Annotated in this window: 14 protein-coding genes; 4 read left to right on the top strand and 10 right to left on the bottom strand. The window is 62.3% G+C overall.

The features are described from left to right. Positions 1-60: 60 nt before the first annotated feature. From Q0P52_RS12125 to Q0P52_RS12110, 4 genes are read right to left on the bottom strand one after another with little or no spacing between them, the layout of a single operon-like run. Positions 61-633 carry a flavin reductase family protein gene (locus Q0P52_RS12125; protein ID WP_293762687.1) on the bottom strand — a complete coding sequence of 191 codons (573 nt, stop codon included), beginning with the start codon at positions 631-633 and terminating at the stop codon, positions 61-63. Positions 634-669: 36 nt separating this feature from the next. Next, positions 670-2,256 (bottom strand): HD domain-containing phosphohydrolase, encoded by a 1,587-nt coding sequence (locus Q0P52_RS12120; RefSeq protein WP_293762685.1) that lies wholly within the window; start codon positions 2,254-2,256, stop codon positions 670-672. Then, the gene (locus Q0P52_RS12115; protein WP_293762682.1) at positions 2,253-3,758 is read right to left on the bottom strand and encodes an HD domain-containing phosphohydrolase; all 1,506 of its coding nucleotides are present in this window, start codon (positions 3,756-3,758) and stop codon (positions 2,253-2,255) included. The genes Q0P52_RS12120 and Q0P52_RS12115 overlap by 4 nt, the downstream gene beginning before the upstream one ends. Next, positions 3,755-4,900, bottom strand: coding sequence for an FIST C-terminal domain-containing protein (locus Q0P52_RS12110; RefSeq protein WP_293762679.1), 1,146 nt, complete (start codon positions 4,898-4,900; stop codon positions 3,755-3,757). Before Q0P52_RS12110 ends, Q0P52_RS12115 begins: the two co-directional genes overlap by 4 nt. Before the next feature lie 382 nt (positions 4,901-5,282). Here Q0P52_RS12110 and Q0P52_RS12105 point away from each other — a divergent pair, with 382 nt between their 5' ends. Both Q0P52_RS12105 and Q0P52_RS12100 read left to right on the top strand, forming a co-directional pair. Next, a complete protein-coding gene (locus Q0P52_RS12105) occupies positions 5,283-7,922 on the top strand; it encodes an EAL domain-containing protein (protein ID WP_293762676.1) in 2,640 nt (879 codons plus the stop codon). Between the two features lie 138 nt (positions 7,923-8,060). Further along, positions 8,061-10,163 carry an EAL domain-containing protein gene (locus tag Q0P52_RS12100; RefSeq protein WP_293762674.1) on the top strand — a complete coding sequence of 701 codons (2,103 nt, stop codon included), beginning with the start codon at positions 8,061-8,063 and terminating at the stop codon, positions 10,161-10,163. A 56-nt stretch (positions 10,164-10,219) separates the two neighbouring features. Here the strand turns inward: Q0P52_RS12100 and Q0P52_RS12095 are convergent, their stop codons facing one another. The 5 genes from Q0P52_RS12095 to Q0P52_RS12075 all read right to left on the bottom strand — a co-directional run bounded on the left by Q0P52_RS12095 (position 10,220) and on the right by Q0P52_RS12075 (position 15,292). Next, positions 10,220-10,621 (bottom strand): VOC family protein, encoded by a 402-nt coding sequence (locus Q0P52_RS12095; RefSeq protein WP_293762672.1) that lies wholly within the window; start codon positions 10,619-10,621, stop codon positions 10,220-10,222. Positions 10,622-10,798: 177 nt separating this feature from the next. Then, the gene (locus Q0P52_RS12090; RefSeq protein WP_293762670.1) at positions 10,799-11,254 is read right to left on the bottom strand and encodes a GNAT family N-acetyltransferase; all 456 of its coding nucleotides are present in this window, start codon (positions 11,252-11,254) and stop codon (positions 10,799-10,801) included. Further along, entirely contained in the window at positions 11,251-12,564 is a 1,314-nt protein-coding gene (locus Q0P52_RS12085) for an MFS transporter (RefSeq protein WP_293762668.1), read from the bottom strand. Before Q0P52_RS12085 ends, Q0P52_RS12090 begins: the two co-directional genes overlap by 4 nt. A 113-nt stretch (positions 12,565-12,677) precedes the next feature. After that, positions 12,678-12,863, bottom strand: a complete 186-nt coding sequence (gene ccoS / locus Q0P52_RS12080; RefSeq protein ID WP_293762666.1) for a cbb3-type cytochrome oxidase assembly protein CcoS — start codon at positions 12,861-12,863, stop codon at positions 12,678-12,680. Next, entirely contained in the window at positions 12,863-15,292 is a 2,430-nt protein-coding gene (locus Q0P52_RS12075) for a heavy metal translocating P-type ATPase (protein WP_293762664.1), read from the bottom strand. The genes ccoS and Q0P52_RS12075 overlap by 1 nt, the downstream gene beginning before the upstream one ends. Positions 15,293-15,498: 206 nt before the next feature. On the opposite strand from Q0P52_RS12075, the gene Q0P52_RS12070 reads away from it, so the two are divergent. Next, on the top strand, positions 15,499-16,491 hold the full coding sequence (locus tag Q0P52_RS12070) for an NAD(P)H-quinone oxidoreductase (protein WP_293762662.1): 993 nt from the start codon (positions 15,499-15,501) through the stop codon (positions 16,489-16,491). Between the two features lie 104 nt (positions 16,492-16,595). Here Q0P52_RS12070 and Q0P52_RS12065 read toward each other — a convergent pair whose 3' ends face one another. After that, positions 16,596-17,486: a hypothetical protein gene (locus Q0P52_RS12065; RefSeq protein ID WP_293762660.1), complete on the bottom strand. Its 891-nt coding sequence runs from the start codon at positions 17,484-17,486 to the stop codon at positions 16,596-16,598. A gap of 160 nt (positions 17,487-17,646) precedes the next feature. On the opposite strand from Q0P52_RS12065, the gene typA reads away from it, so the two are divergent. Further along, positions 17,647-19,461, top strand: a complete 1,815-nt coding sequence (gene typA / locus Q0P52_RS12060; RefSeq protein ID WP_293762658.1) for a translational GTPase TypA — start codon at positions 17,647-17,649, stop codon at positions 19,459-19,461. The last annotated feature ends 48 nt before the right edge of the window (positions 19,462-19,509 follow it).

The following is a 19,509-nucleotide window of genomic DNA, read 5'->3' as shown; positions in this document are numbered from 1 at the left end:
CGCCGGGTCTTTTCATTGCGGAAAGCCGACAGGCGGCCAGCTTGCCGCCTTCGGCCAACGTCACGGGCTTGGGGAGACATCGATTTCCTCGCCAATCACCATGAAATGCCCGCCGGCCACATAGTGCAGGCTGCGTTTGTCGTCATGACCGTCAAAGTGCCAATGGCCATTGCTGAATACATCGGGGTCGGCCTGTGCGGCGATGATTTCGCCGATGAACAGGTCGTACTGTTGCTCATTGCGCGGTTCGCTGATGATTTTGCATTCGAGGTGGGCGATGCAGCCGGCTACCAGCGGCGCGCCAACCTTGCAAGCCGGCAGCGGGGAGAGCTCGCTGGCGGCGAACTTGTCAACTTCCTTGCCGGACTGGCTGCCGGCGGCCAGCACCTGTGCCGCTTGTGCCTTGCAGGGGATGTTGAGCACGAATTCGCCGGACGCCTCCATCAACTGACGCGTCAGCGTGGATTTGTCCACTACCACCAGCACTTTGGGTGGGTCGAAGTCCAGCGGCATGGCCCAGGCGGCGGCCATGACGTTGCTGCGGCCTTCATGGGCGCTGGATACAAGCACCGTAGGGCCGTGGTTGAGCAGACGATAGGATTTGGCAAGTTCGACAGGGGCAAGGCGGGGCATGGCGTTCCTTGTGAGGAGTCAGGGCGCAAGCGGAGCTTACGCTTCCAGCATCATCAGATGAGGCTCGAACTCGCCTCTTTCAACCACTCGCACGCAGGCATCCACCACGTCCGGGTCCAGTTGCGCGCCACGCATGCTGCGTATCTGCCCCAAGGCGACATCCAGACCCAGCGCCTGACGGTAGGGGCGGTCCGAGGACATGGATTCGACAATGTCGGCCACGGTGAGAATGCGGGCCTGCAGCAGGATATCGTTGCCTTGCAAGCGGCGAGGGTAGCCTGAGCCGTCCAAGTATTCATGATGCTGACGGATGATGTCGGCGATGGGCCAGGGAAAATCGATGTTTTTCAGGATGGTGTAGCCCACCTCGGGGTGACGTTTTACCAGCGCGAATTCCAGCTTGTTGAGGCGGGTGGGTTTGCTGAGAATCTCTGCCGGCACCTGGATCTTCCCCAGGTCGTGCACAACCGCGCTCAGGTAAAGGCCGCGCAGGTCATTGTCGTCCAGGCCCATTTCCTTGCCGATTTTTACGGCAAGGTCGGCAACGTGTTTCTGATGACCTGCGGTGTAGGGGTCGCGCTGTTCCAGCACGGAGGCAATGGCGGTAAGGGCTTGTTCCAGGGAGTGCTCCAGCACGGTGGCCTGCTGCGCGCGCTCAAGCAGGCTGTGCTCGTAAGCCGAGGTGGTGCGTCTGGACTCAATGCCGTAGCGCAGGTTGTGACTCAGGTCTTCAAACAGGTGCAACTCGTCGGCGCCGAAAGCGTTTTCGACGGAGGCGAACACCACCAGCGCGCCCGATTCGCCGTTTTCTATGTTTAGCGGCGTGGCCATCATCGATACCAGGCCGAAGCGGCGCGCCTGATCCAGCCAGGGAGTCAGGCCAGGGTCGCTCATGATGGCGGGGATGTTGACGGTTTTGCCGCTGCGCAGACAGCGTCCTACGGCGCCGGAGCCGTGGCTGTGATGCTCGCCCCAGTTGATTTCCAGTTCGGCGATCAGGTCCCGCGCTTCGCCGGCGCAGGCTACCACATCAACGCGGTGGTCCGTGGTGGCGCGGCCCCAGGCGATATAGGCCAAGCGATAGAGTCCATCTTCCGTAATGGCGTTGCACACCGACTGTAGCAGCTCGGCCTCTCCGCGCGCGTGCACCAGTGCGTTGTTGCTGGCGCTGAGCGCGCGCAGCGCCCAAGCTCGGCGCAGGGTGACTTCGGCGCTGTTTTTTTTCTCGGTGATATCGTCGAACAGCACGGCGATGCCGATGCAATGGTCGGTTTCGTCCCGAATCGGGATCTTGGTGGTTTCCAGCCAGCGCTGTTGGCCGTCTCGCTGGTAGGGTTCTTCGAAAGAAGCGCGCTCGCCCGAGGCCATCACCCTTCGGTCATCCTCCTGGTAGCGGCGCGCCAGGTCGGGCGGGAAGAAGTCAAAGTCAGTCTTGCCGACGATGGCGGCGGGGGATGCGCCGATGTCTTGCGCAGCCTGCTCATTGCAGTAGAGGAAGACCGATTGCGCGTCTTTGATGATGACCCTCTGCGGCATCTGGTCGAGTACGGTTTGCAGGCAGAGGGCATCCCCTGTTTGTGGAGACAGGAGGCGGGCGGCGGCTTGGCTGGCGGGATGCGTCATAAGGTGGCGGCCTGGAGCGACTTCTTCACATGATCGGGCAGTTGATAGCCTTTTTCCAGAAACAGTTTCAGGCAGGCATCCACCGGTTCCGGCGCATACCACACGCCGCGGCAACGTTTGAGTTCGTTGATGGCCTGGTTGAACTCCAGGTGCCGGCGGAAGGGGCGGTGCGACAGCATGGCCTCCATGCTGTCCGCCACATGGATGATCTGCGCTTCCAGCAAGATATCGTCGCCGCGCACGCCGTTGGGGTAGCCGCTGCCGTCATGGTTCTCGTGATGCTGCAGGATGATGCGGGCGATCGGCCATGGCAGGTCGATGTCCTTGAGGATCTCGTAGCCGGCTTCGGAGTGCAGCTTGAGCAGGTCGAACTCTTCCACGGTCAGTCGGCGCGGGCGGGTGAGAATCTCCGACGGAATCTGGATCAGGCCGATATCGTGCACCATGGCCGCCAGGCCAAGGCCTTCCAGTCGCTGATCATCCAGTCCCATTTCGCGACCGATGGCCACCGCCAGGTCGCTGACGCGTTTTTCGTGGCTGGCGGTGCTCATGTCGCGATGCGCCATGGCTGAGGAGAGGGCGTTGATAGTCTGGATGAGCGACTGTTTGAGACGGGCTTCTGCATCCCGGCGTTCTGTAATGTCGATGAAGGTGCCGATCAATCCGGCGACCTCGTGCTTTTCGTCATAGAAGACATTTTTGGCGTAGAGGGCAAGGCGCTCTTCGCCCTCCGGGTTGCGATAGGCGTGTTCCAGATTCAAGGGTCGGCGGCTTTCCAGTATCTGCCGGTCCGAGTGTTGATAAAAAGCGGCGAGATCCTTAGGCCATAGCTCATCGGCGGTATGGCCGACGATATCCTCTTCTTTAACCGCCAGCAGTTCGCAGAATTTGGGATTGGCGCCCAGGTAACGGCCATGCGTGTCTTTGTAGAAGGCGGCCACCGGGATGGCGTTGAGCAGGGCGCGGCTGAAAATCTGCGAGCGCGTCAACTGGGCCTGCATGGCGCGGTGCTCTTTTTCCTTGGCTTCGGCCAACCTTTCGCTGTCCTGACAAAGCTGAATGGCCCGGGACAGATTGGCGAGCACCGGTGGGAATACGTGATCGTAAGGAATATTGTCGCTCAGCGGCGCAAGGCCCAGCAGCAGGATGGTGTAGCGCTGCTCGACTGGCAGTCGCAAACAAAAGCGGTAGCGATCATGGCCGGTCAGGCTTGCGAGCAACTCCGCCTTGTCCAGAGGGGCAATGTTTTTGCCCAGCAGGCCGGCGGGAATGGCGATGCGTTCGCCTGCGCGCTGCTGCAGGGCGTGGTCGCCTATCGCCTTGAGCAGGGTGGCGTAGTCCGTCGCCGCGCCCTCCGGATGGTGAAGGGCCAGCCCGGCAGGACTGCCGGTGTGGAACATCAGCCGTTGCAAGACCTTGGTCAGCAAGGCGTCCAGTCTCACCTCGTGGCCAATGGTCAGGGCAAGGTCGTAGAGCACGGCCAGCAGTTGGTCTCTGTTCATGTGGTTTTCCAGAGGGCGCAGGCGATGGCCGCGTTGTGGAACATCGGATAGCCGCCGGCGCGCAGGCTGCCGATTTCACCCAGCGTCAGCGCGCCAGCCATGGAGCGACCGCCGCTGGCGCTGCCGAGGCGGGCCAGTTCCGTGCCGGCTTCCGCGCCGTAGTGCATGCGCCGCCCGGCGCAGTAGAACGTGAGCAGGGTTTCGTCGTCTCCGCCGGGTTCGGGCAACCTTGCGGCAATGTCACTGACGCAGCTTTGCTGGTCCAGCGCCGGCGCTTGCAGCATGAACAGTAGCGAATTCTCCGGCACCTCGCCCACGCAGAGCACCGAGCCATCGTCCTCCAGCGCGACGGGAATGCGCACCAGCAACTCATTGTTGGCCAGCGCGATGCCCAGCGGAAAGTGAACACCGTACTGGTAGAAGTTGTCGCGGTTGAGATTTTGCCCGTACTGCTGCCGAACTTGCTCCTGATACACCTCGAAAGCCGGCCGCCAGTCGATCTGGAAAATGCGGTTGCCTTCGGTGGCGGTGGCGCTCATGACATGATCCGGCAGCGGATAACCATGCTGGATGACGGGCTCCGCGCTGGACGGCAGCAACAGCGCCAGCGCGCCATGGCCCAGCGTGCGGTGCTGGTCGAACAAGCAGGCGATGGGCTGGAAGGTTTCGCTGCCGGCATTGACGCCGAAGTAACTCACCTGATCGGCCAGCCGTAGATAGAGCTCATCCACCATGCTGGCCATATTGGGCAGCACGGCATCCAGAGCAAGAAACAGCGTTGGCCGGCCCTGCGCTGGGTCCCAGCCCTGCAGCAGGGTTTCCACGCGCGTGGCCACCATGCAGGCCGCCGTTTCAGCGGAGAGGTCGGCGGACAATCCCAGCAGTTCTGCGCCGGTGGTCTGCTTGCGAGGCAATAGCCAACAGCCTTCCGCGCATAACTGGCCGCCGCGGATCAACTGGGGGAAGATGCCCCCCGCCAATTCAAGCCCTCGTCGCAGGCAGAGACTTTGCAGGGCGGGCAGTTGGTCTTGCTCGGCTTCGGGTAGCAGGGCCAGCAGCGCCCGCGCGCCCTGCTTGAGCAGCACTTCGACGGCGGCTTCCAGCGAGGCGGCGTCGCATTGCGTGTAAACAGGAGAAATCATCAGGTGGTTCCGCTTGGCAATCTCATGCCTATTGCTTAACCATCCGGCATTCATGGCCATTGCGCAAGTACTTCCTTGTGCGGGGATAGTCTTGTTTGCCGAACATCAAACCGCCGGGGGATACAGCGATTTTCAAGCAATGCCTGGGTGAATCCGCCATGTGAGACCAACCGGGCTAACCGTCAAGCAAGCTTGCATTATTCAGGCTCGCGGCAGCCTGCTCTTCTGGGCCTGTCTGTCGCATTTTGGAAACCAGCAAGCACCACCGGCGCACTATCATTGCTTTCTTGCCAGATAAATGATGCGCTCCAGCGCTTTCCGGGTTGATACTGCTTCGCCAGAGAGGGAGTAGTTTTACGAGCGGGAAGGTTGGAGAAAAACAATGAAACATGAGCAAGGCTCGGCTCATGGCGGGGGAGTGTGGCGGCGCATCGCCGCAATGGCGGCAGGCTGGGCCTGCGCCTTGCTGTGCGCCTTTCCGGCCCTGGCGGCGCCGGCGTCCATCCGGGTGGTGATGGACGACAATTACCCGCCATACATATTCCGCGACGCCGATGGGCAGCCGGAGGGCATCCTGCGCGATGTCTGGGCGCTATGGGAAAAAAAGACCGGCATCAAGGTGGAGTTCATCGCCACCGACTGGGGCAAGGCGCAAGCCATGATGAAGTCCGGCCAGGCGGATGTTATCGACACGCTGTTTGAAACAGAAGAGCGCAAGCGCTTTTACGCTTTCTCCCCGCCGCACGCCAATATCGATGTGCCGATCTTTTTTCACCAGTCCATCAGCGGCATCACCGACGCCAACTCCCTCAAGGGCTTTACCGTGGGGGTGAAGGACGGCGATGCCTGCATCGAATACCTGGTCCGGCACGGCATCCACGAATTCAAGCGCTATCCCGGTTACCAAGAGCTGGTGCGCGCCGCCGCCGCGCAGAACGTGCGGGTGCTGTGCATCGACGCGCCGCCGGCTTTTTACTTTTTCAACAAGGAAGGCGCGGCGGATCAGTTCCGGCATACCGACCCTTTGTACTCGGGGCAGTTTCACTGGGCGGTGGCCAAGGGGCGGGATGCGCTGTACCGCGATGTGCTGAGCGGCTTTGACAAGATCAGTCTGGACGAGCGCGCTGCCATCGAGCGCCACTGGCTGGGCGAGAACCTGCCTACCGGCCGACTGCCAAGCTGGGCGCGCTGGGCGGGCTACACCATTCTGGCGCTGGGTCTGTTGCTGGCAGGGCTGGCCGTCTGGAGCAAGAGCCTCACTCGAAAAGTACGCTTGCGGACGGCAGAGCTGTCGCATGCGCTGGCTTCCCTGCGCAAGAGCGAGGCTTACAACAAGGCGTTGTTCAGCAAATCGCAGATCCCGATGGTGGTGATGGAAACGCCTTCCATGGTGTTTATCGACTGCAACGAGGCGGCGCGGCGCATTTACGGGCTGCCAAGTTGCGAAGCCATGCTGGGGCTGACCCCGCTGGCGGTGTCGCCGGAGCGGCAACCGGACGGCCGCGCCTCGCGCGAAGCCGCGGCGGAATTTGTCGAGCAGGCCTTGCGCGAAGGGCATGTGGTGTTTGAGTGGCGGCATCAGCGGCCGGATGGTTCGCAGTGGGAGGCCCGGGTGCAACTGATGTCGTTAGAGCACCAGGGCCGGCACATGCTGCATTTCAATCTGGAAGACATCACCGACAGCAAGCGCTCCGCGCAAGAGATTCGCAAGCTGGCGTTTTACGACACCTTGACTGGTTTGCCCAATCGGCAACTGATGATGGATCGCCTGTCGCAGGCCATGCGCCAGACGCGGGAGCAGGGCGGTTGCGGCGCGCTGTTGCTGATCGATCTGGATAACTTCAAGGTGTTGAACGATTCGGAAGGGCATGCCGCGGGCGACAAGCTGCTGGTGGCGGTGGCGGGCCGTTTGCGTTCCACGGTGCGCGACAGCGATGTGGTGGCGCGGCTGGGCGGCGATGAGTTTGTCATCATTCTCTCCGGTCTGGAGGAGGATGCCGCGGCAGCGGCCGGGCAGCGTGCCGAGCGTATTCTCGAACGGCTGTCCACGCCGTTTGCCCTGGCCAGCGATTGGGGTGGGCGCGACGGCGGCGCCAGGCCTTTCGTCTGTACCGCGAGCATGGGCATCGCCTTGTTCAACGCCAGCGACAGCAGCGAAGAGGAGTTGCTGCAGCGGGCCGATACCGCCATGTACCGCGCCAAGCACAGTGGCCGCAATGCCTGGTTCCTGTTTGATCCCGAGATGCAAGCCGCAGTGCAGGCGCGGGTGACGCTGGAGGGCGAGCTGCGCTTTGCACTGGCGGACCGGCAGTTTTTCCTAGTGTATCAGCCACAGTACAACAACGAAGGGGTGATGGTGGGGGCGGAAGCCCTGCTGCGCTGGCGGCACCCTGAGCGGGGTGTGGTCGGGCCTTTGACCTTCATTCCGGTGGCGGAAGATACTGGCATGATCCTGCCGATTGGGCAGTGGGTGCTGGAAGAGGCTTGCCGCCAATTGGCCGCCTGGGCCCATGATCCGCGTCGGGCGGATATCACGCTGGCGGTCAATGTCAGTGCGCGCCAGTTCATGCAGCCGGGTTTTGAAACCGGCCTGCGAGCCATACTGACTGCCAGCGGGGCCAGGCCGGACCGGCTGAAGCTGGAACTGACCGAAACCATGATGCTGGAAGACACGGAGACCATCATCGCCCGCATGCATGCCATCAAGGCGTGCGGAGTGTCCTTCGCCATGGATGATTTCGGCACCGGGTTTTCCTCGCTGTCCTATCTCAAGCGCTTGCCCATCAGTCAGCTGAAGATAGACCGCAGTTTCGTCCGCGACATTCTGGACGACCCCAACGACGCCGCCATCGCTCGCACCATCATCGCGCTGGGGCAGACGCTGGGCATGACGGTGCTGGCCGAGGGGGTGGAAACGCGGGCGCAGCAGGATTTTCTGCTGCAGGCCGGTTGCTTTTTGTATCAGGGCTATCTCTTCGGCAAACCCGTGCCGGCGGCCGAGTTTGACAATCTGCTGGGTTAAGCACAGCCGGCCATCGCCCGCGCGTCCGCTCCGCCCCGGATCGAGCCCGGCATGGCGCCGATGCCTGCGCGCAAAAACCGCTATAAAACAGAAAGAACGGCCACCCGCAAAGCGGGCAAGCCGGGAGAGCAAAACAGAATGAGCCAGGAGGGACAGGCATTGTTCCAGAGCCTGCTAAGCGAGGCGGACGCCCTGTTGCAGGGATTGTGCAGCAACGCGCTGACCGGGGTGTACGTCATCCAGGACAACCGCTTCGTCTACGTCAACGACAAGCTGGCGGAGATGTTCGGCTATACGCCGTCCGAGTTGTGCGGCGGCATGGGGCCGGCTTCACTGACATCGCCGCGCGACCACGCGCTGGTGTCGCGCGAGATCGACCGGCGCGACAAGGGGGAAGCCCGCGCCAGTTTTTACCATTTTCTCGGTTTGCGGCGGGATGGTTCGCAGTTTGACGCCGAGGTGTTCGGGGTGTCGGTGCAATATCACGGCGCGCCGGCCATCATCGGTTTGCTGCAGGACGTCTCGGAGCGCTGTCGCGCCGAGCGCGAGGTGGCCAACCAGCTGCAGTTCATCACCCGTCTTGTGGATACCATCCCCAGCCCGGTGTTCTACAAGGATGAAACCGGGCGCTATATTGGCTGCAACAGCGCCTTCGAGCAGTTTATCGGCCTCAGTCGCGATCAATTGCTGGGCCGCTCGGTGTACGACATCTCGCCGTGCGACTTGGCCGACAAGTATCACGCTGCCGATCAGGCATTGTTTGACGCCCGCGGCACGCAAACTTACGAAGCTTCGGTGGTCTACGCCGCCGACGGCAGTCGTCATGACGTGGTGTTTTACAAGGCGACGTTCGACAAGGCAGACGGCACCTTGGGCGGGCTGGTGGGTTTGATCCTCGACATCAGCGACCGCAAGCGCATGGAGCAGGCGATCTGGCATGAAGCCAATTATGACGCGCTGACCGGCCTGCCCAATCTGAGGCTGCTGCGCGACAGGTTGGCCGAAGAGCTGCTGCGTTCAGAGCGGCAGGACTGTTCGCTGGCCCTGTTGTTCATTGATCTTGATCGTTTCAAGGAGGTGAATGACACGCTGGGCCATCATGTGGGGGATGAGTTGCTCATCCAGGCCGCCCGGCTGATCAGCACCGTGCTGCGCGCCAGCGACACGGTGTCGCGCATTGGCGGCGACGAATTTGTCATCATCCTGCCCAATGTGGCCGACGCCTCGGCGGCCGGCGTGGTGGCGCAGAAGATCCTGACGCTGTTGTCGCGCCCTTTTGATCTGGGCGGCAGGCTGGTGCATGTGTCGGCCAGCATCGGCATCGCGGTGTATCCACAGGACGGGCTGGATAGCGGCAGCCTGCTCAGTTATGCGGACCAGGCCATGTACGCGGCCAAGGCGCAGGGGAAGAATGCTTTCTGTTACTTCACGCCCTCCATGCAGGTGCAAGCCCAGCGCAGGCTGGGCCTGGGCAGCGATTTGCGACTGGCGGTGCGGGAAGGTCAGTTCGATGTGCATTACCAGCCCATCGTTGATCTTGCCAGCGGCAAGGCTACCCGCGCCGAAGCCTTATTGCGCTGGCGCCACCCGACGCGCGGCATGGTGCCGCCGGACGAGTTCATTCCCATCGCTGAAGAAATCGGCCTGATCGGCACATTGGGCAATCAGGTGTTTCATCACGCGCTGGATCTGGCCGCCTGGTGGCATGCGCGCCAACATGGCATCAAGATCAGCATCAATGTGTCGCCACGTCAGTTCATCGGCGGCAACTGCGGCGCCTGGGTGGAGTACCTGAAGCGCGCGGCCCTGCCGCCAAGTCTGATCGCCGTGGAGATTACGGAAACGCTGTTGCTGGATGAGCGGCCGGCGGTGGTGGAGACCTTGCACGAATTTCGCCGCGCCGGCATGACGGTGAGCATTGATGACTTCGGCACTGGTTACTCCGCCTTGTCCTATCTGAAAAAATTCGACATCGACGCGCTGAAGATCGATCGCTCCTTCATTAGCATGCTGGAAACCGACAGCAGCGACCAGGCTATCGTTGAAGCGGTGATCGCCATGGCGCACAAGCTGGGTTTGCGGGTGGTGGCCGAGGGCGTGGAAACGCAGGCCCAGTGCGATTTGTTGCGCGCGGCCGGTTGTGATTACGCGCAAGGTTACCTGTTTGCCCGCCCCATGCCTCGCGCCGATTTCGTAGACTGGCTGAGTCTTGAGCAGACGGTGCCCAGTCACGAAGAGTGAGGGCTCAACATGAAAGCATCAAGGCCGCCATCAGGCGGCCTTGATGCTTTTCCGGTTCAGACGGCGCTGTAGAACTCGATGGGCAGCCCGTCCGGGTCTTGGCAAAAAAAGAAGCGCCGGTTGGCGATGTCATCCAGCCGGATGGTTTCGCATGGCACGCCTTCGGCCAACAGCCATTTGCGGGCGGCATCGATATCGTCACAGGCCAAGGCCAGGTGGCGCAGGCCGCAGGCTTCGGGTCGGGTAGGGCGCGTCGGCGGGGAAGGGAAGCTGAACAGCTCCAGCTCGCAGCCGTCCGGCAGCGCCAGATTCAACTTCCAGGATTCGCGTTCAGCGCGCCAGGTTTCGCTGACGATGGGCAGCGCCAGCAGGCGGTGATAAAAATCGCGCGAGCGCGGGTAGTCCGATGCAATCAAGGCGACGTGATGCAAGCCGGTCAGGCCCAGGGGGTGTGGCATGGCCGATAGCTCCTGCTAATGAAAGGGCTAATTACAATCAATTGGACGGCTTTGCGTCAGGCTATCAAAATTCGACGAATCATTGACTTGCCCGATATCGGGCGCAATGAACGGAATTCACCTCTCCGGGACGGGTGGCCTCGGGCCTTGACGCCACCCGGCTCGCTCGGCCGGCTTTCATGCCGGCCTTTTTTTATCCATCGGCGTGGGCGTCAGCATTTTGACGAAGCGCTTTCGTCTTTCCTGATAGCCGTGCCGCTCGTAAAAGCGGTGCGCGTCTTCGCGGGTTTCATTGCTGGCCAGCATCACCCTTGCGCAGCCGGCCAGGCTTGCCAGCAACTCCGTCTCCGCCAGTAATTGCGCGCCCACGCCGCCGCCGCGCACGGCCTCGTCAACCACCAGCGAAGAAATCAGCGCCCAGTCGTGCGGCTCGTGCAGCGGGCGCATCAGGTGCATGACGATCACGCCGTCCACCACGCGGTTGGGGCCCTGATGCACGCGCATGATGCAGGCGGGATCGGTCAGGGTTTGATGCAGCCTCCGGCGCAGCCCGTCTTCATTTTGCGTGTAGCCCAGTTGGCTAAAAAGACGGCACAAGTCCGGCAGGTCGGCGGGCAGGGGGGCTCGGATCATGCCTTGTCCAGCATGGCTCGTAGCCAGTGCGTGCGCTGTTGCCAGATCACCGGCGCTTCGCGCAGCAGATGCAGCGTGGCCAGAATGTTGGCCAGCGCGGTGCCCAGCAGCAGGATGGCGATATTGTCCCAGGCCTTGAGCGCCAGCACGCTGGCCACGGCGGCGGCCACCATGTAGAAACCATTGATAATGTTGTTGGCGGCGATGGCTTGCGAACGGAAGCTGTCCGGGCTGGACATCTGCAGCCAGGTATACAGCGGCACGGTGAAGAAGCCGCCGAAAAAGCCCAGCAGGCCCACATCGATCAGATGCCGCCAGTTGGCCGGCACGGCGAGGAAATCAGCCAGGCCAATCAACGGGCCGCGATAGTGCGGCAGTGCGGACAGCGCCAGATCGCCACCGAAAACCGTCATGCCGGCGCTGCCCAGCAGCACCAACCCCAGTTGCAAATGACCGCGCGAGAGCTTGGCGCAGACGATGGAGCCCAGGCCTATGCCAATGGAAAACAGCGCCAGCAGCAGGGTGTAGACATCCTCGTTGCCGCCCAGGTGCATATTGGTGAAGGTGGGCAGCTGGGTGGTGTACACCGCGCCCATCAGCCAGAACCAGGAAATGCCCAGAATGGCGCAGCGTACGTCAGGAATGCGCCAGGCGTCGCGCACCAGTTCGACCGAATCCTTGATGAAGTTGGCCGAAAGCCGCAAATCCGGCGCGCCCGGCGGTGCGGGCGGCATGGAGCGGCTAGACAGGTAGCCGAAGGCGGCGGTAGCCAGCAGCAGCGTGGCCATCAGCGCTGGCCCGCCTTGCGTCATCAGGCTGCCAATGATCTGGCCGATGAGAATGGCGAGAAAAGTGCCCATTTCGATCAGGCCGTTGCCGCCCACCAGTTCATGCTCTTTCAGGTATTGCGGCAGCACCGAGTATTTCAGCGGGCCGAAAAAAGCCGAATGGCAACCCATGAGAAACAAGGTAAACAGCAGCATGGCGGCGGAGTGGGCGACAAAGCCGATGCCGGCCAGCGCCATGATGGCGATTTCCGCCAGCTTGATCCAGCGGGCGATCACAGCCTTGTCCACGCGCTCGGACAACTTGCCGGCAGTGGCGGAAAACAGGAAAAACGGCAGGATGAACACGCCGGCGGCCAGGTTGACTACCAGTGCGGGCGATAAGCCGTCCAGCGTCAGGCCGTGGTAGCTCACCAGCACGACAACGGCGGTTTTCAGTAAGTTGTCGTTGAAGGCGCCTAGAAACTGGGTGCCGAACAGCGGGAAAAAGCGTCGGGTGGCGAAGAAGGAGAAGTCTGCTTTCACGGCGGCGGCTGACGAGTCAATGGTGCAGCGATGCTAGCGCAAGCGAGCCGCCCTGTCAGCACGAGCGCGCAGGATGTTGTCATTGCCGGCGAGGGGTGTTCGCCGGGCGAAGGTCAGTCCGGCTTGTCGGCGTCCTTGCCGCGCGGGGCGGCGCTGGTGCTGTCGTCGTCCATCAGGATGCGATGCGCCGGGCCTTCCATGTCGTCAAACTGACCGCTGCGGGTCGCCCACCAGAAAATGACGCCGATGACAAAAGCCAGCACTAGGCTGAGCGGTATGAGCAGGTAAAGACTTTCCATCAGCGTTTCCGTTTGACTAGACGCAGGGCGTTGCCGACCACGATCAGCGAACTCATGGCCATGCCGAGACTGGCGATCCATGGCGTAACGTGGCCGCCGATGGCCAGGGGCAGGGCCACCAGATTATATCCCGCCGCCCAGCAAAGGTTTTGCCGGATCACGGTCAGGGTTTTGCGCGACAGCGCGATGGCTTGCGGGATCAGCGACAGCTGGTCGCCCATCAGCACCATGTCGCCGCTGGCGCGAGCCACATCGGTGCCGCCGCCCATCGCCAGCGATACGTCGGCGCGGGCCAGTACCGGCGCGTCGTTGATGCCGTCGCCCACCATCAAGACGCGGCGGCCTTCTTGTTGCAGGGCGCTGACGCGAGCCAGCTTGTCTTCCGGCGCGGCGCGCGCGGTGAAGTGCGCAATGCCAAGCGCATCGGCCAGCGCCTGTACCGCTTGCGGGCCATCGCCGCTCAGCAGGTGCACGGTCAGACCCCGCGCCTTGAGCGACCGAACCATGGCGGCCGCATCCGCGCGCGCGGCATCGCCGATAGCGAAGCGCGCCGCCACGCCCTGGCGGTTGGCCAACACCACTTGTGTACACTCGGGGTGGCTGGCGTCGCCCGACAGGGCACCAAGCCATTCTTCGGCAAACTCGGGCGATCCCAGTCGCCATTCCATGCCGCCGACCCATCCTTCAATGCCCTTGCCGGGCACATTGCGCAGCTGGCTGGCTGGCGGCAGGGGGTGGTCTTGGGCGGCGGTCAGCAGGGCGCGCGCCACCGGGTGTTCCGCGCCGGTTTCCAGAGCGGCGGCGATGGCCAGCGATGGCTCCGGCTCATGTTGGCCGAAGCATTGCTGCGCCACCAAGCGCATGTCGCCATGGGTCAGGGTGCCGGTTTTGTCGAAAACCACGTCGGTGACGCGCGCCAGCGTTTCCAGCGCGTGGCCGCGCGTGGTGAGAATGCCCAGCGCCGCCAAGTGGCCTGTAGCGGCGGTCAGTGCGGCGGGGGTGGCCAGCGACAGGGCGCAGGGGCAGGAAATCACCAGTACCGCCACCATGATCCACAGCGCGCGCGCCGGGTCGATGAAGTGCCAGCCGATATAGCTGGCCGCTGCGGCAATCAGCAGCAGCGCGACAAACCAGCTGGCGAAGCGATCGGCCGCGACAGCGAGGCGGGGCTTTTCCGCCAGCGCCTTGTCCAGCAGGCGGACAATGCCGGCCAGGCGGGTTTCCTGCCCGGTTTGCGTCACGCGCACGATGAGCGGGCTGCTGGCGTTCACGCTGCCGGCAATCACCTCGCTGCCGGCCTGCTTCTCTAGCGGGCGGCTTTCGCCGGTCAGCAGGGATTCATTGGCGCTGCCGCTGCCTTCCAGTACTTCGCCGTCAACCGGCACGGTCTCGCCCGGCTTGATGAGGATAACGTCGCCGATGGCGAGCGACGCGACCGTGGCTTCGCTGGCGCTGCGATCAGCCGGCCAACCGTCAAGCTTGTGCGCAAAGGCGGGAATCAGCTTGACCAGGCTTTCCGTGGCTTCGCCGGCCTTGCGCCGCGCGATGCCTTCCAGATAGCGACCGCCCAGCAGCAGGAAAACGAACATCGATACCGAGTCAAAAAACACGCCGTGCGGAATTTTGTGAATCAATGCCCAGAAACTGGCGAAAAACGCGGTGAGGATGCCGATGGTTACCGGCGTGTCCATGCCCACTCGGCCTGTCTTGAGGTCGCGCCAGGTGGCGCGGTAGAAGGGCACGGCGGAATACAGCATCACAGGCAGGGTGAGAATGAAGCTGGCCCAGTGCAGCAGCCAGAGAAAGTCCGGCGCGATATCGCCGTCCGGCGCCAGATAAATGGGCACCGCGTACATCATTACCTGCATCATGGAGAGGCCGGCGGCCCACAGGCGGTTGATGGCCTGTTTGCGCTCCTTCTGGTTCATCGCCTCCAGTCGCTCGGCGTCGTAGGGATGGGCGCGATAGCCGATATCGCCGATGGCTTGCAATATCTGCGACAGCTTCAGTTGCTTGTTGTCCCAGCGCACTCGGGCGCGGTGACTGGTGTAGTTGATATCCACTTCCACTACGCCCGGCAGTTGGCGGATGTGCTGTTCGTTCAGCCAGACGCAGGCGGCGCAGGTAATCCCTTCCAGCATCAAGGCCGCTTCGCGGATGTCGCCGTCCTCCATGCGGACAAAGCTCTTTTGCAGCTCGTCGGAGTCGTACAGGCGGATTTGCTGCAGCACTTCCTGCGGCAGGGCTTCGGCCTGATTGGCGCCCTGGGTGCGGTGGGCGTAGTAATCGGATAGGCCGGACTCGATGATGGTGCGCGCCACCGCCTGACAGCCGGCGCAGCAGGTGCGTTCGGTTTTGTCGCGGTAACGAATGGGGAAGTCGGCCGACGCCGGAACCGGCAGGCCGCAATGGAAGCAGTTATCACTCATGGCGCGCCATTGTAAACAATCCCCCTTCGCTTTGCTTGATCTGGCTCAGTTTCATGTCGCCGTAATGGCATGTGTCGCAGAACGACGCGCGGCTGGCCGGCAGTCATGTTGCAAGTCCGTTTTGGCGCGCTTTGCCGTGGCTGTACAATCAAGGCTTCAGTTGCGTCCGGCGCATCCCGAGATGGCCGGTTTTCAGGAGACAAGACATGATGCAGGCCATCTTGCAAAACGCGCCCGGCGGGGCGGATACCTTGTATGTGGGCGAAGCGGCCAGGCCGGCCGCCCGCGCGGGCAGTTTGCTGGTGCGCGTGATGGCGGCCGGCGTCAATCGGGCCGACATCGTGCAGCGCGAGGGGCATTACCCGCCGCCGCCCGGCGCCAGCGAGCTGCTGGGGCTGGAAATCGCAGGCGTGGTGGAGGAGGTGGTTGGGCCGTCGCGCTTCCGTCCGGGCGATGCCGTGTTTGGTTTGGTGGGCGGCGGCGCTTATGCCGAATACGCGCTACTGGAAGAAGAATTGGCGATTCCCAAGCCGGATTGGCTCAGCTGGGCCGAGGCTGCCAGTCTGCCTGAGGCCTGGATGACAGCCTGGCTGAATCTGGTGCGAGTGGCGCACCTGGACGAAGGGGAGACCTTGCTGGTGCATGCCGGAGCCAGCGGCGTAGGCATTACCGCCATCCAGCTGGCGGGGATGTTGGGTGCGAAAGCGATAGCCAGCGCCGGTTCGGCGGTGAAGCTGGACTATTGTCGCGCGCATGGCGCGGCCGAAGCCTTCAATTACCGTGAGACGCCGGCTTTTTCCGCGCTGCTGAAGCAATGGGGCGGCGTGGATGTGATTCTGGACCCGGTTGGCGCGTCGCACTTCAATGAAAATGTCGCGGGGCTCAACAAAGATGGCCGCCTGGTGCTGATTGGCGTGATGGGCGGAACGCGAGCGGAGATCAATCTGGGTCAGATGCTGATGCGGCGCTTGACGGTATGCGGGTCCACTTTGCGCACTCAGCCGCTGGAGGTGAAGGCCGAGCTGGCGCGGGCGCTGGAACAGTATGTCCTGCCGGCGCTGGAGCAGGGGCTGGCAAGGCTGACGCTGGACAGCAGTTACCCTTGGCAGCTGGCGGCTGACGCGCATGCGCACATTGAGGCCAATGCCAACCTGGGCAAAGTGGTGCTCACCTTCTTTCCTGTCATGAGCGCGCAATAATCTGCCATTACATTGGCGTGGTGAGAGGTGACTCTGCCTCTGACTGGTATGGATGGGATTTCGGGCGGCCTTGATGGCCGCCCTTTTTATTGGCGGCTGCGCGCTTAGCCAAGGTTGGCCGAAGCGGCTTCCGGCAGCGGCGACAGCGCTTCAATCAACGCTACTTCCTGTGCGTAGCCAAGCGTTTTCATCTTGCTCAGCAAGGCCTCGCCGTCAAGCTTGAAACGCTGGTCCAGTTCTTCATCGAGAATGCGGGCTTCTACCGCCAGCCACACGCCGCGGCAGGATGCGGCATCTTCAAAGCGCACGCTGCGCAGTACGTGAGCGATCAGGCCCAGCTCCGCGTCGGAGAAAAGGCGCGACAGCGCGGCTTGCTCGCGGCGGACGATCTCCGCGTAGCGGTCGCAAATCTGCTGTACGCGGGCCTCGTCGCCGTAGTGATGCGGCGCGTCGTCTTCGCCCAGTGGTTCACCCTTGAACCAGGCTTCGATCAGCGGGCGCAATTGCGGCAGGTCTTCCTGCCACACCCGATGCAGTTCGTCGCGGAAGCGGGCGTTGTCGGTGAAGGACAGCTCGTCGAACGGCATGGCCGGCAACACGTTTTCATTCAGTGTGCGTTTGCCTACCCAGATGCGGCCTTCATCGTCCAGTTGTACTTCGCCGCGCCAGACGGCCTGCTCTTCCGTGGCGAGGTTGTCGACGTGGATTTCCACATAAGGCAGGGCCGCGTCCGCGCCTTCATCTTCAGTGACCAGTCGCAAGGTGATGTCGAACAGGCCGTGCTTGAGTACTTCCACCATCTGCAGCCCGTCGTCGTGGCCGGCAAGAATGTATTTGTCCGCTGTTTCATAAACGGCGACGCCGTCCGCGCCCTGCGCGGGGTGAATCAGCGTGGCGGACAGGTCTTCGGCCAACAGGTTGGCGTCGTTGTGCTGCACGCAAAAACCGGTGCGAAAGCCTTCGTGTTCATGCCAGAGGGCGTCCCAGTCATACATGTCGAACTCCTTGATCGCGCTGCGCGCTAGCCAGAATCGGGCGCAGTGTAACTAAAACAACATCCCCTGTCGCGATAATGCTTTGGGGGAATCCCGTGTAACGTGGTAGAATCGTGGGATTTTTCTGCTTCATCTCACTCCTCAAGCCGATTTCCGAGATATGACCCGACAGATTCGTAATATTGCCATTATCGCCCACGTGGACCATGGCAAAACCACCCTCGTTGACCAGTTGCTGCGCCAGTCCGGCACCTTCCGCGAGAACCAGCAGGTAGACGAGCGCGTAATGGACAGCAACGATCTTGAAAAAGAGCGTGGCATTACCATTCTGGCCAAGAACACCGCCATCGATTATGAAGGCGTGCACATCAACATCGTTGACACCCCGGGACACGCCGACTTCGGCGGCGAGGTGGAGCGCGTGCTGGGCATGGTGGATGGCGTGCTGCTGCTGGTGGATGCCGTTGAAGGCCCGATGCCGCAAACCCGTTTCGTGACCAAGAAAGCACTGGCCCTGGGCCTGCGCCCGATCGTGGTCATCAACAAGGTTGACCGTCCGGGCGCGCGTCCGGACTGGGTGGTGGACCAAACCTTCGACCTGTTCGACAAGCTGGGTGCCAGCGACGAACAGCTCGACTTCCCCATCATCTACGCTTCCGGCCTGAACGGCTTCGCCAAGCTGGAACTGGACGAAACCTCCGACAACATGCGTCCGCTGTTCGACACCGTGCTCAAGCACGTGCCGACCCCTCCGGGCGACGCCGAAGCGCCGCTGCAATTGCAGATTTCCGCGCTGGACTACTCCACCTACACCGGCCGCCTGGGCGTTGGCCGCGTACTGAACGGCCGCATCAAGCCGGGTCAGCAAGTGGTGGTAATGAACCATGAAGAACAAGTGGCTTCCGGCCGCATCAACCAGGTGCTGGGTTACAAGGGCCTGGACCGCGTTCCGGTGGAAGAAGCCGAAGCCGGCGACATCATTATCATTTCCGGTCTGGATGATATTGGTATCGGCGTGACCATCTGCGACAAGGATCAACCTGTTGGTCTGCCGGTGCTGGGCGTGGACGAGCCGACCCTGACCATGGACTTCATGGTCAACACCTCGCCGCTGGCCGGTACCGAAGGCAAGTTCGTGACTTCCCGCCAGATCCGCGATCGCCTGACCAAGGAGCTGCTGACCAACGTTGCCCTGCGCGTTGAAGATACCGGCGACTCCGATATCTTCCGCGTATCCGGTCGCGGCGAACTGCACCTGACCATCCTGCTGGAAAACATGCGTCGCGAAGGCTTCGAAATGGCCGTGGCCAAGCCGCGTGTGGTTTACAAGGAAATCAACGGTGAGAAGTGCGAGCCGTATGAAAACCTGTCCATCGACCTGGAAGACGATCATCAGGGCGGCATCATGGAAGAAATCGGCCGTCGCCGCGGCGAGCTGACCAATATGGAATCCGACGGCATGGGCCGCACGCGTCTGGAATACCACATTCCGGCTCGCGGCCTGATCGGCTTCCAGTCCGACTTCATGACCATGACCCGCGGCACCGGCCTGATGAGCCACGTGTTTGACGACTACGCGCCGGTGAAGCCGGATATGCCGGGCCGTCACAATGGCGTGCTGATTTCCCAGGAAAACGGCGAAGCTGTGGCTTACGCGCTGTGGAAGCTGGAAGATCGCGGTCGCATGTTTGTCTCCCCGGGCGACAAGCTGTACGAAGGCATGATCATCGGTATTCACAGCCGCGACAACGACCTGGTGGTCAACCCGGTGAAGGGCAAGCAGCTGACCAACGTGCGTGCTTCCGGCACTGACGAAGCCGTTCGCCTGACCACCCCGGTCAAGCTGACGCTGGAGTCCGCCGTCGAGTTCATCGATGATGACGAACTGGTGGAAATCACGCCGAAATCCATCCGCATCCGCAAGCGTTACCTGCAAGAGCACGAGCGTCGCAAGATGGCCAAGGTGGAAGGTTAAGCGGTTCAAGGCGCGGGCGATTCGCTCGCGGCGCAAAAAAAGCACCCT

This window comes from uncultured Aquitalea sp. (genome assembly GCF_945957525.1).
Lineage (GTDB): Bacteria > Pseudomonadota > Gammaproteobacteria > Burkholderiales > Chromobacteriaceae > Aquitalea.
Note: the sequence above shows the minus strand (reverse complement) of the source record. Positions and strands in the feature narration are given on the sequence as shown.

Excerpts from the sequence above, each read along its gene's own strand:
- Q0P52_RS12090 (WP_293762670.1), bottom strand. The coding sequence starts at position 11,254 with ATGATCCGAGCCCCCCTGCCCGCCGACCTGCCGGACTTGTGCCGTCTT.
- typA (WP_293762658.1), top strand. The coding sequence starts at position 17,647 with ATGACCCGACAGATTCGTAATATTGCCATTATCGCCCACGTGGACCAT.
- ccoS (WP_293762666.1), bottom strand. The coding sequence starts at position 12,863 with ATGGAAAGTCTTTACCTGCTCATACCGCTCAGCCTAGTGCTGGCTTTT.
- Q0P52_RS12105 (WP_293762676.1), top strand. The coding sequence starts at position 5,283 with ATGAAACATGAGCAAGGCTCGGCTCATGGCGGGGGAGTGTGGCGGCGC.
- Q0P52_RS12110 (WP_293762679.1), bottom strand. The coding sequence starts at position 4,900 with ATGATTTCTCCTGTTTACACGCAATGCGACGCCGCCTCGCTGGAAGCC.
- Q0P52_RS12065 (WP_293762660.1), bottom strand. The coding sequence starts at position 17,486 with ATGTATGACTGGGACGCCCTCTGGCATGAACACGAAGGCTTTCGCACC.
- Q0P52_RS12120 (WP_293762685.1), bottom strand. The coding sequence starts at position 2,256 with ATGACGCATCCCGCCAGCCAAGCCGCCGCCCGCCTCCTGTCTCCACAA.
- Q0P52_RS12070 (WP_293762662.1), top strand. The coding sequence starts at position 15,499 with ATGATGCAGGCCATCTTGCAAAACGCGCCCGGCGGGGCGGATACCTTG.
- Q0P52_RS12115 (WP_293762682.1), bottom strand. The coding sequence starts at position 3,758 with ATGAACAGAGACCAACTGCTGGCCGTGCTCTACGACCTTGCCCTGACC.
- Q0P52_RS12095 (WP_293762672.1), bottom strand. The coding sequence starts at position 10,621 with ATGCCACACCCCCTGGGCCTGACCGGCTTGCATCACGTCGCCTTGATT.
- Q0P52_RS12100 (WP_293762674.1), top strand. The coding sequence starts at position 8,061 with ATGAGCCAGGAGGGACAGGCATTGTTCCAGAGCCTGCTAAGCGAGGCG.
- Q0P52_RS12125 (WP_293762687.1), bottom strand. The coding sequence starts at position 633 with ATGCCCCGCCTTGCCCCTGTCGAACTTGCCAAATCCTATCGTCTGCTC.
- Q0P52_RS12075 (WP_293762664.1), bottom strand. The coding sequence starts at position 15,292 with ATGAGTGATAACTGCTTCCATTGCGGCCTGCCGGTTCCGGCGTCGGCC.